This window comes from Mycobacterium sp. NPDC004974 (genome assembly GCF_053600815.1).
The window spans coordinates 359,601-374,182 of sequence record NZ_JBSGAQ010000002.1 but is presented as its reverse complement, the minus strand read 5'-3'; the positions used below and the strand labels follow the sequence as shown (position 1 = coordinate 374,182).

17 protein-coding genes are annotated in these 14,582 nt (G+C 65.6%); 10 read left to right on the top strand and 7 right to left on the bottom strand.

Going from position 1 to position 14,582, the window contains the following annotated elements; translation table 11 throughout:
* Nucleotides 1-43 precede the first annotated feature (43 nt).
* Nucleotides 44-418 (top strand): BlaI/MecI/CopY family transcriptional regulator, encoded by a 375-nt coding sequence (locus ACWEFV_RS06735; RefSeq protein WP_135451770.1) that lies wholly within the window; start codon nucleotides 44-46, stop codon nucleotides 416-418.
* Entirely contained in the window at nucleotides 415-1,353 is a 939-nt protein-coding gene (locus tag ACWEFV_RS06730; protein WP_450069554.1) for a M56 family metallopeptidase, read from the top strand. Before ACWEFV_RS06735 ends, ACWEFV_RS06730 begins: the two co-directional genes overlap by 4 nt.
* Nucleotides 1,354-1,388: 35 nt before the next feature.
* Here ACWEFV_RS06730 and ACWEFV_RS06725 read toward each other — a convergent pair whose 3' ends face one another.
* Nucleotides 1,389-1,808, bottom strand: coding sequence for a DUF5313 domain-containing protein (locus ACWEFV_RS06725; RefSeq protein WP_135451772.1), 420 nt, complete (start codon nucleotides 1,806-1,808; stop codon nucleotides 1,389-1,391).
* 67 nt (nucleotides 1,809-1,875) lie between these two features.
* On the opposite strand from ACWEFV_RS06725, the gene ACWEFV_RS06720 reads away from it, so the two are divergent.
* Nucleotides 1,876-2,253: an ArsR/SmtB family transcription factor gene (locus tag ACWEFV_RS06720; protein WP_135459766.1), complete on the top strand. Its 378-nt coding sequence runs from the start codon at nucleotides 1,876-1,878 to the stop codon at nucleotides 2,251-2,253.
* Here ACWEFV_RS06720 and ACWEFV_RS06715 read toward each other — a convergent pair whose 3' ends face one another.
* Nucleotides 2,254-2,892: a DsbA family protein gene (locus tag ACWEFV_RS06715; RefSeq protein ID WP_450069750.1), complete on the bottom strand. Its 639-nt coding sequence runs from the start codon at nucleotides 2,890-2,892 to the stop codon at nucleotides 2,254-2,256.
* Nucleotides 2,893-2,963: 71 nt separating this feature from the next.
* Nucleotides 2,964-3,563, bottom strand: coding sequence for a TetR/AcrR family transcriptional regulator (locus ACWEFV_RS06710; protein WP_450069553.1), 600 nt, complete (start codon nucleotides 3,561-3,563; stop codon nucleotides 2,964-2,966).
* 93 nt (nucleotides 3,564-3,656) lie between these two features.
* On the opposite strand from ACWEFV_RS06710, the gene ACWEFV_RS06705 reads away from it, so the two are divergent.
* Both ACWEFV_RS06705 and ACWEFV_RS06700 read left to right on the top strand, forming a co-directional pair.
* Nucleotides 3,657-5,261 carry an FAD-binding protein gene (locus ACWEFV_RS06705; RefSeq protein ID WP_450069552.1) on the top strand — a complete coding sequence of 535 codons (1,605 nt, stop codon included), beginning with the start codon at nucleotides 3,657-3,659 and terminating at the stop codon, nucleotides 5,259-5,261.
* 154 nt (nucleotides 5,262-5,415) lie between these two features.
* The gene (locus tag ACWEFV_RS06700) at nucleotides 5,416-6,072 is read left to right on the top strand and encodes a hypothetical protein (RefSeq protein WP_135451774.1); all 657 of its coding nucleotides are present in this window, start codon (nucleotides 5,416-5,418) and stop codon (nucleotides 6,070-6,072) included.
* A gap of 73 nt (nucleotides 6,073-6,145) precedes the next feature.
* Here ACWEFV_RS06700 and ACWEFV_RS06695 read toward each other — a convergent pair whose 3' ends face one another.
* The gene (locus tag ACWEFV_RS06695; RefSeq protein ID WP_450069551.1) at nucleotides 6,146-6,790 is read right to left on the bottom strand and encodes a TetR/AcrR family transcriptional regulator; all 645 of its coding nucleotides are present in this window, start codon (nucleotides 6,788-6,790) and stop codon (nucleotides 6,146-6,148) included.
* Nucleotides 6,791-6,859: 69 nt separating this feature from the next.
* On the opposite strand from ACWEFV_RS06695, the gene ACWEFV_RS06690 reads away from it, so the two are divergent.
* From ACWEFV_RS06690 to ACWEFV_RS06675, 4 genes are all read left to right on the top strand, one after another.
* Nucleotides 6,860-7,969: a DUF1214 domain-containing protein gene (locus tag ACWEFV_RS06690; RefSeq protein ID WP_450069550.1), complete on the top strand. Its 1,110-nt coding sequence runs from the start codon at nucleotides 6,860-6,862 to the stop codon at nucleotides 7,967-7,969.
* Nucleotides 7,966-9,231: a sulfotransferase family protein gene (locus ACWEFV_RS06685; protein ID WP_450069549.1), complete on the top strand. Its 1,266-nt coding sequence runs from the start codon at nucleotides 7,966-7,968 to the stop codon at nucleotides 9,229-9,231. Before ACWEFV_RS06690 ends, ACWEFV_RS06685 begins: the two co-directional genes overlap by 4 nt.
* A 64-nt stretch (nucleotides 9,232-9,295) precedes the next feature.
* Nucleotides 9,296-10,273, top strand: coding sequence for a glycoside hydrolase family 6 protein (locus tag ACWEFV_RS06680; RefSeq protein WP_450069548.1), 978 nt, complete (start codon nucleotides 9,296-9,298; stop codon nucleotides 10,271-10,273).
* Between the two features lie 221 nt (nucleotides 10,274-10,494).
* A complete protein-coding gene (locus tag ACWEFV_RS06675) occupies nucleotides 10,495-11,790 on the top strand; it encodes a hypothetical protein (RefSeq protein WP_450069547.1) in 1,296 nt (431 codons plus the stop codon).
* Nucleotides 11,791-11,842: 52 nt separating this feature from the next.
* Here the strand turns inward: ACWEFV_RS06675 and ACWEFV_RS06670 are convergent, their stop codons facing one another.
* Entirely contained in the window at nucleotides 11,843-12,478 is a 636-nt protein-coding gene (locus ACWEFV_RS06670; protein ID WP_450069546.1) for a hypothetical protein, read from the bottom strand.
* Between the two features lie 82 nt (nucleotides 12,479-12,560).
* The gene (locus tag ACWEFV_RS06665; protein ID WP_450069545.1) at nucleotides 12,561-13,340 is read right to left on the bottom strand and encodes an SDR family NAD(P)-dependent oxidoreductase; all 780 of its coding nucleotides are present in this window, start codon (nucleotides 13,338-13,340) and stop codon (nucleotides 12,561-12,563) included.
* Between the two features lie 79 nt (nucleotides 13,341-13,419).
* On the opposite strand from ACWEFV_RS06665, the gene ACWEFV_RS06660 reads away from it, so the two are divergent.
* Nucleotides 13,420-13,902, top strand: a complete 483-nt coding sequence (locus tag ACWEFV_RS06660; protein WP_450069544.1) for a VOC family protein — start codon at nucleotides 13,420-13,422, stop codon at nucleotides 13,900-13,902.
* Here ACWEFV_RS06660 and ACWEFV_RS06655 read toward each other — a convergent pair.
* Nucleotides 13,886-14,548, bottom strand: a complete 663-nt coding sequence (locus ACWEFV_RS06655; RefSeq protein ID WP_450069543.1) for a nitroreductase — start codon at nucleotides 14,546-14,548, stop codon at nucleotides 13,886-13,888. The genes ACWEFV_RS06660 and ACWEFV_RS06655 overlap by 17 nt on opposite strands.
* Nucleotides 14,549-14,582 lie beyond the last annotated feature (34 nt).

Sequence of the window (14,582 nt, the reverse complement as noted above, 5' to 3'; positions counted from 1 at the left end):
GCCGGGAAATGCTGACGGCGCATCTTGGCGGGCGGTAATGGGTATGGGAATAAAGGGATTTGGCGATCTCGAAGCTGTGGTGATGGAAGTGCTCTGGTCGCGTGCGGAGGCCTCCACAGTGCGCAGCGTGCACGATGAGCTCGTCGCCAAGCGTCAGATCGCCTACACCACGGTCATGTCGACGATGGACAACCTGTTTCGAAAGGGATGGCTGCAGCGGGAGAAGGTCGGTCTGGCCTACAGCTATCGGCCGGTGATGAGCCGCGAGGAACACTCCGCGCAGCTCATGCGCACCGTGTTCGAATCCGGCGGTGACAGCGAGCTGATCCTCAACTTCTTCCTCGAGCAGATCGTCGACGACGACTCGACAAAGCTCCGGCAGGCGCTCAAGCGGTTCACCGAGGGGCAGCCACGATGAACGCTGTCACCTTTCTCCTCGGCTACGCCATGGCTTTGAGCTGGCTGGCGCCGGTGCTGTTCACCGGCCCGATCTCGACCAACATTCATCCCCGGCTCTCGGTGGCGGGCTGGCTGGTGGTCGTCGCAACCGCATCATTCGCCTGGGTGGCGGCGTTGGTGATCCTGATCGCGGGTGCCGCCCACAGCCTGATCACTCGCAGCGCACCGACGTTCTGCGTCGAAACACTGGGGATCGCCAGCGCGGTGACGTTACCGCCCACCGTGGCGACGGTATTGGTTGTCGCCCTGCTTGCGGTCACTGCCGCGGTGGCGACCAACACCACGCGTCGGGTGATCGTCGCGTTGTACCGGGTGCGGCGCGCCAATGGCCGACACGCGGAAGCGGTCCGGATCATCGGCTCGCCTACCGACCACGATGGCGTCGTCGCCATCACAGCTGATCAACCAACGGCATACTGCGTATCCGGCGGCCGGCAGCGCGCCATTGTCGTCACCACCGCCGCCCTGGACTTACTGGATCCGCCGGCCTTGGCCGCGGTTCTGGCCCACGAGCGGGCACACCTCCGTGGACGCCATCACCACATCATCGCGACGCTCAACACGCTCGCGGTGGCGCTGCCGCGGCTTCCGCTGATGCGGGCGGCGGCGCGGGCTGTACCGGCATTACTGGAGATGTGCGCCGACGATGCGGCCACCCGCAGGCACGGGCGTGGGCCGCTGGTGGCCGGGCTCGTCACGTTGAGCACCCGGCTCCGCCTCCCCGACGGCGTGCTGGCCGCGGCCGGTACCGCGGTGACCGACCGTCTTGCCCGTCTCATGCAGCCCCGGCGTTCGATGTGGTGGCACCCGCAGTCGCTGACGATGTTGCTCATCGTCATCGGGACCGCCGCGGCGCCGGCCTTCGCCCTCACGTTGTGCACCCTCCAGCCCTGACCGATCAGCGACGTGATGGTTGCAGCGGTGCGCGGTCAGATATCGCCGCTGCTGCTCGGCCCCGTGCGCGGTCCGTAGCGTTCGGCATAGGCCTGATGGATGTGCGCATTCTTCTTGCGTGACAGCTGGTCGATGAGGGCCGGGTTCAGGCCGTGTTTGACGAGCATGTGACGTCGCCACACCTTGTTCAGTGCGTGGGAGAAGTACACGAACGGGATGAAGATGGGCACCGTCATGCTGGCGTGCAGGTAGAGCGACATGGGGATGAACCAGATCGGCGCCAGGACGAGGACAGCGGGGATCGCGACGCGAACCATCATCCGGATCGTGGCTCCGGGGCCTGCCAGGTCGTTGGCCACCCAGTCGCGCATCGAGTCGGGTAGCCGCTTGCCGTAGCAGTACCCGATGTACTGCAGCGGGCCCGGTTTGGTGCGTGGGGCTTGGCCGGTGGGCATTGCTGAAGGGTAACGGTCGCTATGATGGATTGCGAATTTCATCAATCCATCAATCATTGGGGCAGTGGTGGTCGACAGCGTCCTGGATGGCCCCGAGCGGCCGTTGTACGAGATCAAGGCCAACCTGTTCAAGGCGTTGGCGCACCCGGCGCGGATCCGGGTGCTGGAGATCCTGTCCATGAATGAGGAGCCAACCCCGGTCAGCACGATCCTGGCTGCCACCGATATCGAACCGACTCTGCTGTCCCAGCATCTCGCGGTCCTCAAACGCCATCATGTGGTCAGCGGGCATCGCGTCGGCAACGCGGTGTACTACACCCTCGCGCATCCGAAGATCGCCGAACTGCTGCTCATCGCCCGGACGTTCCTCGCCGATACCCTCGCTGCCCAGCACGATCAGCTCGAGGCCGTCGGCTCGCTGCCGCCGATCGGAACCCCTCGATAGTCAGCGCGGCAGGCGGTCGAGCCAATCAGAGTTTCCGTCGACCGATTCGCCGTCGATGACCGCCATCGGCACTCCGGAGTCGGGGAGTTCCCGTAGGAGCGGCAGGTTGTTGGCGGCGATGGCGTGTCCGTCGAAGGGGATGGGAAGGCCCAGCTTGATCATGTCCTGAGCCGACGGCGGCGCGCCGGCGCGGTCGGCCAGGCCGGCGAGCTGATCGTTGCTCAGATCGGTCTGGCCTTTCTCCTTCGGCTGCTGATCGGCGGCGAAGATCTGCTCGATGAACTTCCAGGTGACGTCGCTCGATTGCGAGTGATCGGCGACGATGAAGGCCGCGTAGATCGCCCGGCTGTCGTAAGTGCCGCTGGCCGAGTACTTTTCGAGAAAATTGACGAGCCGCAGATTGATGTGGAGCTTGCCGGCTTCGATGCGCCGGCCGATCTCCGTGCCCTGCTCGCGCACCATCTTCCCGCTGTAGGGGCACAGCGGATCCAGATAGAGGTCGATCTGGCCCGGCGCGGCAGGGTCGCCGATGGACAGCGCGTCCCCGGCCGGTGACGCTTCCGCCGCGTACGCCCGCCCGGCACCCGGACCCCACACCAGAGCCGCTGCCAGCAGACCCAGCACCATCGCGATGGCCATCGATGTGGCTGCCGGCCGGTTTGCAGACTGGGTTCGCGTGTGGCTCATGGGCTCCATCATGTCTGAACCGATCAGCGTGACGGCGCGAGCCCGTTCTCGATGAGGTGCATGACCTCGTCGGCGACTTCGTCCTGCGTCTTCTCGGAGTTGATGACGTTGTGCAGCATCGCGGTCATCATGATGGCGCCGAAGATGCTGATCGCGGTGCCCTGCGGGTCGGCGAGGTTCCGCAGTGAGCCATCGGCGGCCCCGGCCTCGAGCACTCGGGCGATGGGTTCGTAGAAAGCCTCTTGAACGGCCGACGCGAGTTCGGGCAGTCGGATTGCGCGGCCCAGATCACCGACCAGTGCCTGGGCAGTGCCCGGTCGGTGCATGGTGTGCGCAACCTGGACCTGGATCACGGCGGCCAATCGGTCTCGGCCCGGCCCGGGGGCGTCGGCCGCCGAGGCGACGTCGCGGGCGAGTGCATCGAGCGAATCCCGGAAGAGGAAGGCCAGGATGTCGTCCTTGCCTTTGAAGTAGTAGTACAGCGTTGCCTTCGGGACGCCTGATGCTTTGGCGATGTCCTCGATCTTGGTTTTCTCCAGCCCGCGGGCGGCAATGAGGTCCGTCGCGGTGTACAGCTTCTCGGCAACGGCGGGGGGCACTGTCCGCCCGGTCTGTTCAGCCACGAGCGCAGTCTACGAGCGTCCTTGCGCCTAGTTTGTACTGTGAGTACAAACTAGGAGTTTAAGAGCGGTCGTCGATCACTTTCAGGGAGAGCCATGCCAGACGCACGCACAGTCGATGTCCTCGTGGTCGGATACGGAGCGGCTGGGGTCTGTGCCGCCCTGGAAGCACGGTCGAGAGGCGCCGACGTGCTGGCCATCGACCGCTTCAACGGCGGCGGCGCCACTCAGGTGTCCGGCGGGATCATCTACGCCGGTGGTGGTACCTGGGTGCAGCAGCAAGCCGGTGTCGACGACAACGCCGATGCGATGTACGCATACCTGCAGGCCGAGATCGGCGATGCCGTGCGTCCCGAAACACTTCGCCGTTTCGTCGACACCAGCCCGGCGATGATCGACTGGCTCACCGAACATGGCGTGCCGTTCGAAGCGTCGGTGTGCCCGTACAAGACGTCCTACCCGAACAACAAGTACTACCTGTACTACTCGGGCAGCGAGAACTCCGGGCGATTCCGGGCGGTCACGCCGCCCGCGCAACGTGGTCACCGGGCCAAAGGACCGGGAGCCTCGGGCAAGAAGATCTATCAACCGCTGGCCGAATCAGCCGCGGCCCTGGGGGTACGCACGCAGTTCCACACCCGCGCTGTCGCGCTGTTGACCAACTCGGACGGCCGGGTGGTCGGCGTGCGGGCCAGCACGCTCGCCGATGCGCCGGCCTGGGTTCAGCGCCGCTATCGCGCATACGCCGAGCTCGCGATCAAACCGGGCATCTACTACCCGCCACTGCGGGCCGCGATGGAAAAGCTCCTGAACCGTCTGGAGCGCAGGTATGCCCGCACCGTCGATATTCATGTGCGCCAGGCGGTCATCCTCAGCGCGGGCGGTTACATCGCCAATCGCGAATGGATCGCCGAGCATGCACCGGAGTACCGCGACGGCCTTCAGCTCGGCACCAGCGCCGACGACGGCAGCGGAATCACTCTCGCCGCCGATGTCGGTGCCGCCGTCGATCGCCTCGACAATGTATCGGCCTGGCGATTCATCACCCCACCGAGCGCGTTCCTGGGCGCCCTCGTCGTCGATCAAGCCGGACAACGATTCATCGACGAGACCCGCTACGGCGCGGCCGTCGGGCACGCCATGATTCAAGACCACGGCGGCCGCGGCTGGATTCTGGCCGATCGGCGTCTGCTCGACGAGGCGCGAGCGCAACTTCCCAAGCAGGCCATCTGGTTTCAGCGCCTGCAGATGGAAGCCATGCTGCGCACCGACCGGGTCGTCGGGGACACGCTGGAGGAAGTGGCCGCCAAGGCCGGTGTCGATCCGGTGGGCTTGCGGGCTACCGTCGAGGCCCACAATGCCGCGGCCGCAGGCGGGTTGCCGGACCCGATGGGAAAGCCCGCCGAATTCGTGCAACCTGTCGAGCGGGGACCGTTCTCGCTGATCGCGATATCCATCAAGCGCAGCTTGATCAATCCGTGCCCCATGTTCACCCTCGGCGGCCTGATTGTCGACGAGGTCACCGGAGCGGTGAAAACGCCTGAAGGCCAGGCAATTCCGGGTCTCTATGCGGCGGGGCGCACGGCGATCGGAATCTGTGCGAACTCGTACGTCAGTGGATTGTCGATAGCCGACTGCGTGTTCTCGGGACGCCGAGCCGCCGAACACGCCGTCGAACTGGAACCCGTGCCGTCACTGTGAGGACTTGAGGGGTGTGCCCTTGGGCACCACCCCGCGCAACTGGGTGTCCCCGCCAGTGTGGTCTGCTCATCGGGCGTTTGCTCGTCAATGCAGGCCGTGGGGATCACCGCGTGCCGCGACGCTCGCGGCAGCAGGACGGACTCAAAGGAACTCGGTGACGAAGACCAGCACGACAAGAGGGATCCAGGTCGACGGCGGATGGAGTGTTGACTCCAATGCGTTCATCGACGAGCGCTACAACGCACAGGACGTGCCGTTCGATGACACCGTACTGTTCGCCGCGGTGAACGGCATCACCGGCGTGACGGTCTCCATCTCATACGAGAACGCGGCCATCGGCTATTCACTCGAGCAGATTCTGCTGTCGAGAGCGTCAGGCAGATGGACGTACGACGAGACAAGAAGCGTCCACACAACGATCGCAACCGGCCACGACATCGAGGCGATCTTCGGCATGCTTCCCCGGTTCCTCAATCCGCTCGGCAAGGACCTGATCCCTCTCCGGCTCTCCAGTTGGACAGTCGTGGTCAACAATCTGACCGAAGCAGAGGCTGAGCACCGCGACGTGGAACTGATCTTCTCGGCGACGCGAGGGAAGCTCTTCGTTGACGTCACCTACACCCGGGAACAAGCTCTGCCGTACTGCGTCTACATGGGGATGTCGAAGCATCCATACACCGAACTCACCTACAAGCTCGACAAGCCGACGACCACGCAGAAGGTGATCCACCTGAAGGAGATGGACGCTGTTGCTGCGTTGATCGATGATCTGCTGACGGGACTCGAGCCCTTTTACGCCAGCGTCGACTGACATCCGGATGCGCCGAGCCACCCCGTCGTACCGCCGCTTCGGTCGTCGGTGCGGGTTCCGATGTGGCTCAGCTTCATGGTCTCAACCATGTCTGAGCGGCAGTCGGGTGGCTCTGATGGTCGGTCACCAGCGGTGACGACAGCAGCATCGTCGTCACATGATCGACGAATGCCTCCTGGTCGGCACCGAGGTTGCCCTCGGTCCATTCGATGAACAGCGAGATGATGGCGCCGAATACGGTGGCGTACTGCATCTTGACCGGTGCCGATGCGGCGTCGGCCCCGGCAATGGGCGCGGTCAGTGTGCCCAGCGTCATCGTGCCGATGGTGTCGCGCACAAACTGCCGCAGCCTCAGGTCGGCGATGGGCTCCACCAACAGGATTCGGCAGAGGCGGGGATCGTCCTTGACGAGTCGCGCTGCCGCCCCCACCCCCGCGCGAGTGCGCGCGTGCAGATCGGCATCCGGGTCGCCGGCGGACCGAATGACGTGACGTGCTCGCTCGAACGTGCTGCGGTAGACCTCGCGCAGCAGATCGTCGGTGTCGGTGAAGCTTTCGTAGAAGAACCTCTGGCTGAGCTCGGCTTCACGGCACACGGCTCGCATGGTCATCGCCGCTACCCCGTGGGTACCGACCAGATCGACGCCTGCCTGCAGCAGTCGGGCGCGGCGATCGGCCGACCGTGCGCCGGCGGCCTGGCCGCGGTACGGCCTTGACATGTCGCGAGCATAGCGGGCAGCATCCAATTCCGGAAGCATGCGCTTCCGGAATTGGAGGGGGGATGCATCGTGACCGCGTCCGACGAAGGCGTCGCAGAAGAACCCCGGGCCGAAGTTGCGGCCTGGAATGCACTCGTCGACGGATTGCGAACGGCGGGTGAGCAACTCGCGATCGACACCGCGGACCTTCCGGATTCCGAACGTGCCGATGGATTCCGGGCTCTGCTGCGGGCCCTGTCAAACCAGTTGGGACGCTTCGAAGTCGATCGCGACAAGCCCGAGTTCGTCGCGTTCAACGGGTGGCGCCAGAAGTTTCTGATGGACAATCCCGACTTCCGGTACTGGGTCGCCGATATTCGCTCCGACGGCCGATACCGGATCCGCGGGAATCGAGGAGACGCGGCGTACGTATCGATCACGGTTTACGGCGCCGGCGGGAGCGGTGCCCAGGCAACCGCCCGTATCGACAGTGATGCAATCACTTTCGACGCCGACGGGGCCTACGAGGTGACGGTCGGCGGAGATCGACCGACGTCCGGCGACTGGCTGGCCCTGCCCGAGCGTGCCACCGTGGTCTGGGTACGGCACTTTCACGATGACGTGCAGACCGAGCAGCCCGGGTGGTGTGCAATCGAGCCGGTCGAGTCGCCCCCGATCCCGGCACCCACCGACCCGGCTCGGTTCGGAAAGCACCTGTCCAAGGCGTCGGCGGCGATACTGCACCTGCCCCGCATCTGGAACGCCGCTGCGGCAGCCGATCACACGGCACCGAACCAGTTGCGGCACTGGACCGAGATGACCGGTGGCGCGGTGTTCACCGAACCGGCCATCCACTATGTGCGCGGCGGCTGGCAGCTGGACCCCGGTGAAGCGCTGCTCATCGAAGGTGAGCTGGTGCCGTGTCGGTACTGGAACATATTGGCGTACAGCAGATTTCTCAACTCACTGGACTACCGCCATCGGCGCGTGTCTTACACCGGTGCCACCGCGAGCCTCGACGGCGGGCGCTACCGATTCGTGGTCTCGGCCACCGATCCCGGCCCGGCGGCCGGCGATTGGATCGACAGTGAGGGCCGTTCGTTCGGGATCGTCGTCATGCGGTTCCTGCAGCCCGAGCAGCAGCCGGTCGTGCCCTCGACACGCGTCGTGCGCCTCGCCGACCTGGCAGGGCGCTCATGACCGGCTGGACCGCACCCACCCGCACGCCAGAAGCGCGCAAGGCGTATGCCGCGGCCGAAGAGGATCGGGCTGTCCGCCCTGACCGGTACCGGCTTGGTGCCGACGCCGTCGACATCGTCATCGACCGCGGCACCCGTGGTGCAGGCGCCGGCGTGCTCGGCGATCCCGACCAGTGGCGTCCGGGCCTGCAGCAGTACCTCGAGTCCGCCGAGGGGGACGGCCGGCTCAATGCGCTCGGCGCGCTCACCGCGCAGCGAACGGCGGCCGGCCGGCTGGCCGCCCGGGTCGCGATCACCCGCTATCTGCAGGAGCACCCCGCGATCGGACACCGGCCATTGCTGCCGCCGATCGTCATCACCGGGGGCTGGCGCACGGGGACGACGTTCCTGTTCCGGCTGCTCGACCGTGACCCGCGGTTGCGCGCGCCGCTGCCCGCCGAACTCGGCGCTCCCTGGCGGCTACCCGGTGACCTCGGCCCGGACGAACGCGACCGTCGCCTCGAGGCGGCCGCCGCCGGCCAGTACCTGTTGCACGTCCTCAACCCGGCAATGGCGGCCGTGCACGACTCGGGGCCGCACCTGCCCGAGGAGTGCGTGCTCGGCATGGGCACCTCCCTGCGCAACTGGGGGTTCACCGCAACCACTCGCCTGGACAGCTACGCGACCTGGCTCGCCGGTCAGGACTTCGGGCCCGAATACGACCAGCACCGCCGGATGCTGCAGATCCTCGACGCCGGCGACGGACGCCGCTGGGTTCTCAAGGCACCGGCACACACCGCGGAGCTCCGCCATGTGATCGCGACGTATCCGGGCGCCTGCGTCGTGCAGCTGCACCGCGACATCGTGGAGACTGTCGCGTCCGGCGCGAGCCTGTTCGCGACGTACCGATCCACCTACAGTGACCACGTCGACGGGGCCGACGTGGGCCGGTTTCAAACCGAGCAGACCGAGCTGTGGCTGCGGCGCGCCGTCGCCGTCCGAGCCTCGGCAGAACCGACCGCCACCTGGCTCGATATCAAGTACCGCGACCTGGTGTCCGACCCCGAGGCGACGGTGCGCCGGATCTACGCCGCAGCACAGATGGAGCCGCCGGACATCGCCGGAATGCTCGACGAACATCACCGCGCCCAACCGCGCGACGGGAAAGGCAAGCATCGCTACCTGCCCGAGGAGTTCGGCATCAACCCCGACGAGTTGCGCGAGCGTATGCGCTTCTATACCCAGGCGCTCGACACATTCGACGCCGGCCGGATCCAGGCCTGACACGCCCGCCGCGGCAGGCAGCGACTGGCGCATCTCGCGTCGCGCCATTACTTTCCCTGAGGTGATGTCCTCTGCTGCTGGTGCAGTCGCGCGTTGGATCGCCCCCGTTTTGACAGTTGCCTCCGTGGTCGGCGCAGGTCTTGCTGCAGGCCCGGCGCCGACGGTGCGCCTGGTCAGTGATTCCAACCCACTCGAGGGGCAGACTTTCTACGTCAATCCCTCGTCGAAGGCCGCGCGCGCCGCGCAGGGCGACCCGAGCCCTGAGCTGCAGGCGATCGCCAACACGCCCACGGCGTACTGGATGGACAACGTCTCCAGCCCCGCAGTGGACGCGAAGTACATCGCCGCGGCCCAGGCCGCCGGCACCATGCCGATCCTGGCGCTGTACGGCATCCCGCATCGCGACTGCGGAAGCTACGCGGCAGGCGGCTTCGGGTCGGCTGCGGCCTACAAGGGCTGGATCGACGGCGTCGCCGCCGCCATCGGCGGCGGGCCGGCCGCGGTCATCCTCGAACCCGATGCGCTCGCCATGGCCGACTGTCTGTCAGGCGATCAGCGCGAGGAGCGCTACAACCTGATGAGCTACGCCGTCGATACGCTGACCCGCAATCCGGGCACCGCGCTGTACGTCGACGCGGGCCACTCCCGGTGGACGGCCGCCGGTGAAATGGCAAACAGGCTGAACCGGGTCGGGGTGGCCAAGGCTCGCGGTTTCAGCCTCAATACCGCCAACTTCTTCACCACCGATGAGGAAGTCGGTTACGGCGACGCCATCTCGGGTGCGACAGGTGGGAAGCCTTACGTCATCGACACGTCGCGCAACGGTGCCGGACCGGCCGAGGGCGAGATGTACTGGTGCAACCCCAGCGGCCGGGCCCTCGGCGCTGCGCCGACCACGGCAACCGGAAACGGAAACGTCGACGCGTTCCTGTGGGTCAAGCGGCCCGGCGAGTCCGACGGTGCCTGCGGCACGGGAGAGGCCTCCGCAGGCACCTTCGTCAACCAGTACGCCATCGACCTGGTCCGCAAGGCGCACGGGTAGCCGACGGGCTGCGGTTCTCCAACCGGCGCCGGCCATGCTCTCCTGTCCGGCGCACGGGCGCTGCCGTGTGTGAATCATGCCTTCACGGTGGCTCGAAAGTGCCATCGGTGCTGTCTCGCTACGAGCGTTTACAGGTAGTGGGCTACTCGTGATCACCGGCCCAGATGGGCGCACGCTCCTGCTTGGGACGGTCCCACACATGGACGCCAAGGAGGCTGGCGATGGCTGTATCGACACCGTGGCTGATTCTGAGATGCAAGTGGAAGGGCGCTGACGCCGAACCACTATCGGACACGTACTTCGAGAACATGTTCACTGCGGCCGGTGCAGGCACGCACAACATGGTGGAGTTCTTCGATCGGATGTCGCACGGCACCCTAGATCTCACCGGTTCCAAAGTGTCAGCCTGGATCTCGCTCCCGTACGAGCAGGCCGATTATGTCGGCAACGTTCCCACGGCCCCGCAGGGGAAGATCAACCGTACGGGACTCGTTGAAGCGGCCCGCCAGGCTGCCGACGATGCGGGTTACTCGACGGCCGATTTCACCGGCGCGGTGATCGTGATGAACACGGCGACAGACCTTTACGGGCAACAGAATGGTTGGGCGGCCGTGTGCGACTCGACCAACGTTCACCCGGCCCTGTTGGGGCAGGAGATGGGACATGTCTACGGTCTCGACCATTCACGCCGAGCCGATCAGCCCGACGCGGACTATCTCGACGACTGGGATGTCATGTCCACGTGGGGTTCTTGCCACATCAACACGGTCGGCCCCTATGGCGCGTGGGGGCCCGGCTTGAATGCCGCGAACATGCGGGGCCGCGGGTGGCTGGACCGATCGCGTGTCATGTCGATTGGTACCGACGCCTACACATCGACGCATGTCGAGTTGCGGCCGCTGCATGCACGAGAACTTCCCGGCTACTTGGCGTTGGAAGTCGACGACTTCATCATCGAGTACCGCGACCGCACCGGATGGGATTCGGCAGAACCCGAACCAGTTGTGCTCGTGCACAGCTTCGTTGACAACCACTCAGTCCTCCAGCCATCACACCGCGGGACGTATGGGCTGGTCGCCGGTGACGTTTGGTCACCGTGGCCGGATACTCGGGACCTGCCCTACGTCCAGATCCGCGTCGATGCAATCGACCCTGCGGCACGGAAGGCCACGTTGTCGTTTTCTGGCCATGCCGGACGCGACTTGGAGGGCGAGATCCCGGTGGGTGGAAGCCGGGGTATTCCGTGGGTTGACGGCGGTGGCTTCATTGGTGTTGACGGGCAAGTCCTGGTCATCAACCGCGGTGACCCGATTGTCACTTCCCTCAGGCAGTTGATGTCGTTGCAGCTCGCGGAGACTGTGGCCGACAGCGGGTTGCGGGCCGACCTCCAGCGACGCTCGCTCACCGAGCTGAGCCGTTTCGTTGATACCCGCCGGCGCATGCTGTTCCCAGGCGCCGCATCGGCTATTCGCACGCCGGCCCCCCGGGCGCCCGAACTTCCAGGCAGCCGCCGATAACGACCGGTACAGGCAGAGGACCGGTGGCACTCGATGTGGCTGGAACGGCGCCCTACTGGGGCGGCGGAGGCGGGGGCGCCGTTTCGCACTCGGCGAGCATCGGTGTGGAGAAGTTGACCGATCCGACGCCGCCAAGCGTCATCCCGTTGTCGCGCAGCGTCATCGTCGTCGTGTAGCGGCAGGTCTGATTGACCGTCAGGCCGGTGAGGAACTCGACGTCGTAGGTGTAGAGGAACGAACGCACGAGCTGGTTCGCGTCCCATGGCACGTCGAGGGCGAAACCGAGCGACGACGCGGACAGGGCATTGAGTAGCCGCGGGCCGACCTCACCGATCCCCGGTGTCAGATAGAACGGGGCGCCGTCGGGCTTCGTGCCGGACACGCTGACGCTTCTGATGCGATAACCGGTGGTGCCGGACGGGATGAGTGGACCCCGTCTGATGTTCGTGCTGAACAAGATTGAGTAGTTCGTGCCTCCGGCAATTGCTGTCGTGCTGAAACTCGTCGAAGTGAACTGCTGCGGCAGTTGAGCCGCGCAATTGCCGACTTTGCCGGATGGATCCCCGCATTCCTGTGGCGCCGCCAAGGCAGCTGGCGCGAGTACCGCGGTTCCGACGACGGGCACCGTCAAGGCGGCACCGCGGATGAACGTGCGGCGGGAGAACGCGCTCCCTGAATGATTCGTCATTGGTCTTCCTCCTTATTGGCTCGTGCTTATATCGGCAAAATCGAACCTACAAGGGTGACCAGCGGTTTGGCGGGGATTGCCGCTAGCGGAAAGAGCCGGCCCCGCCGTCGACGAGGAGCGTCTGCCCGGTGAGATAGGCGGAGTCGTCGCCGATCAGGAAGGCGACGACGGCACCGATGTCGGTGGTGGGATCGCCGATTCGCTTGAGTGAGGTGCTCCTGACGACTGCCTCGTACTGCTTGGGCGCCATGTCGCGCAACACTTTCAGGCCGTCGGTTTCGGCGAGCGGGCAAACCACGTTGACGCGGATCCGGTCGACGCCCCATTCCAGCGCGGCGACTTTGGACATGCCGCGAATCGCTTCCTTGGCGCCGGCGTAGGCGCCGAACGCGGGGGTACCGACTGTTCCGGCGGCTGAACCGAGGTTGACGATGGATCCGCCGCCGCCTTTGACCATGATCGGGTGAATCGCCTGCATCAGCCGGAACGTCGCGCGTGGCCCGGTGTCGTGGACCCGCTCGTACTCCTCTGCCGGGATATCGACGAACGGGATGGGTCCGGCGCTGGCCACGGCGTTGTTGACCAATCCGTCCACCGTTCCGAATGCGTCGAGCGCGGCGTCGACGATGCGCTGGGCGCTGTCGCCGTCTCGGAGGTCGGCCACCACGGATGCGACGTCGAATCCGGCTTCGACGAATTCCGCTGTGGTGTTTGCCAGTACGTCATCGAGGATGTCGGTCACGAGCACCCGCGCCCCGCGGGAGAGTAGGGCAGTGGCGATGCCTTTGCCGACACCACGGGCGGCTCCGGTGACGATCGTGACGTGGCCGTCCAGCGAGAGCGGATGGCTGTAGGTGGACATGGGGTTGCCTTTCGAAGTCGGCCAGATTTGGCACGCTAACTCATATGATCAAGCGCTGACGAGGAAGTCGAGGAACCCCATGCTGAGTGATCTACGTTTCTGCCATCTGGTTGTCGGCGTGACCGACATGGATCGGGCCCTGGACTTCTACCGTGGCCTGCTGGGCATGGATGTGGTGTTCGACCAGTTGATTTCCGGTGAGCCGTTCGACGCGGTCCTGCACGCGTCCCGCCAGCAGGAGGGACGAGTTGTCGGGGGAGCGGTGGGCGGAGTCATGCTCGAACTTGTCAGCTTCGGGACGTCGACCCCGCCTGGATCGGGGAAACGAGGCATCGTGGGCAACCAGAACATCGCGTTGTCGGTCACCGACCTCGACGCGACGTATCGCGCCGTGATCGACGCGGGCTTCCAGCCCGTTCAAGAGCCGTTCCCCATCGACCGGGTCCGGATGTTCTTCGTCAACGACCCCGACGGCACCGCCGTCGAGTTCGTCGAGTTTCCCGGTGGCGCCCGCAGCAGCTATGAAATGCATCGCGGCGCAGAACTCACCGCAGAAAGGTAACCGTCTCCGACAACGGTGCACGCGGTATGGACGGTTGCGGCGGTGTCGGGTCTGGGTATCCAATTGACATACCGCAGTACAAGATTCGTTGTGACGGCGGTGCAATGACCTCGTCAACGGTGCGATGGTATTCCGCCCAGGCGATCTGCGGGCAGCTGTGCAGTCCTTCCGACCGCAGCAAGAGCATCACCGTCTGCAGGTACATGCCGGCATCGCCCCATTGCGGCGGTAGCATGTCGCGGTCCAGGTAGCAGAACAGCGCGGTGGAGGCGCCGAAGCAGTCCCAGTTGCCGGCACGGACTCGGGCTCGCGCCGCGTGGTCGTCGTGGCTGATACCCAGAGCGCCGTAACGCCGTTGCCCGAATTCTTCGAGGCGCTCCCGGTAGGGATTGCTCAGCGGTGCCGGATACGTCGCGACCTCCAAGGGATCTCCGCGGTCCCCTGCCGCTACGCGTACGGCGATGCGTTCTTTGAGGTGAGCCAGGCGCTCACCGCCGAGCACGTAGATGTGCCATGGCTGAAGGTTGCCTCCCGACGGCGCCCGCGAGGCTGCCGTCAGCACCCGTGACAAGACGTCCCAATCCACCGGCCGATCCGCAAAAGCCCGCACTGAGTGCCGTGACGCCACCGCTTCATACACATCCACCCCGCCCAGCGTATGTCGGCCTGCGGCACTTGGT

Bases quoted from the DNA above. Each gene is read 5' to 3' on its own strand.
- ACWEFV_RS06665 (WP_450069545.1), bottom strand. From the start codon at position 13,340: ATGTCCACCTACAGCCATCCGCTCTCGCTGGACGGCCACGTCACGATC.
- ACWEFV_RS06725 (WP_135451772.1), bottom strand. From the start codon at position 1,808: ATGCCCACCGGCCAAGCCCCACGCACCAAACCGGGCCCGCTGCAGTAC.
- ACWEFV_RS06670 (WP_450069546.1), bottom strand. From the start codon at position 12,478: ATGACGAATCATTCAGGGAGCGCGTTCTCCCGCCGCACGTTCATCCGC.
- ACWEFV_RS06675 (WP_450069547.1), top strand. From the start codon at position 10,495: ATGGCTGTATCGACACCGTGGCTGATTCTGAGATGCAAGTGGAAGGGC.
- ACWEFV_RS06730 (WP_450069554.1), top strand. From the start codon at position 415: ATGAACGCTGTCACCTTTCTCCTCGGCTACGCCATGGCTTTGAGCTGG.
- ACWEFV_RS06695 (WP_450069551.1), bottom strand. From the start codon at position 6,790: ATGTCAAGGCCGTACCGCGGCCAGGCCGCCGGCGCACGGTCGGCCGAT.
- ACWEFV_RS06715 (WP_450069750.1), bottom strand. From the start codon at position 2,892: ATGGCCATCGCGATGGTGCTGGGTCTGCTGGCAGCGGCTCTGGTGTGG.
- ACWEFV_RS06680 (WP_450069548.1), top strand. From the start codon at position 9,296: ATGTCCTCTGCTGCTGGTGCAGTCGCGCGTTGGATCGCCCCCGTTTTG.
- ACWEFV_RS06735 (WP_135451770.1), top strand. From the start codon at position 44: ATGGGAATAAAGGGATTTGGCGATCTCGAAGCTGTGGTGATGGAAGTG.
- ACWEFV_RS06685 (WP_450069549.1), top strand. From the start codon at position 7,966: ATGACCGGCTGGACCGCACCCACCCGCACGCCAGAAGCGCGCAAGGCG.
- ACWEFV_RS06660 (WP_450069544.1), top strand. From the start codon at position 13,420: ATGCTGAGTGATCTACGTTTCTGCCATCTGGTTGTCGGCGTGACCGAC.
- ACWEFV_RS06705 (WP_450069552.1), top strand. From the start codon at position 3,657: ATGCCAGACGCACGCACAGTCGATGTCCTCGTGGTCGGATACGGAGCG.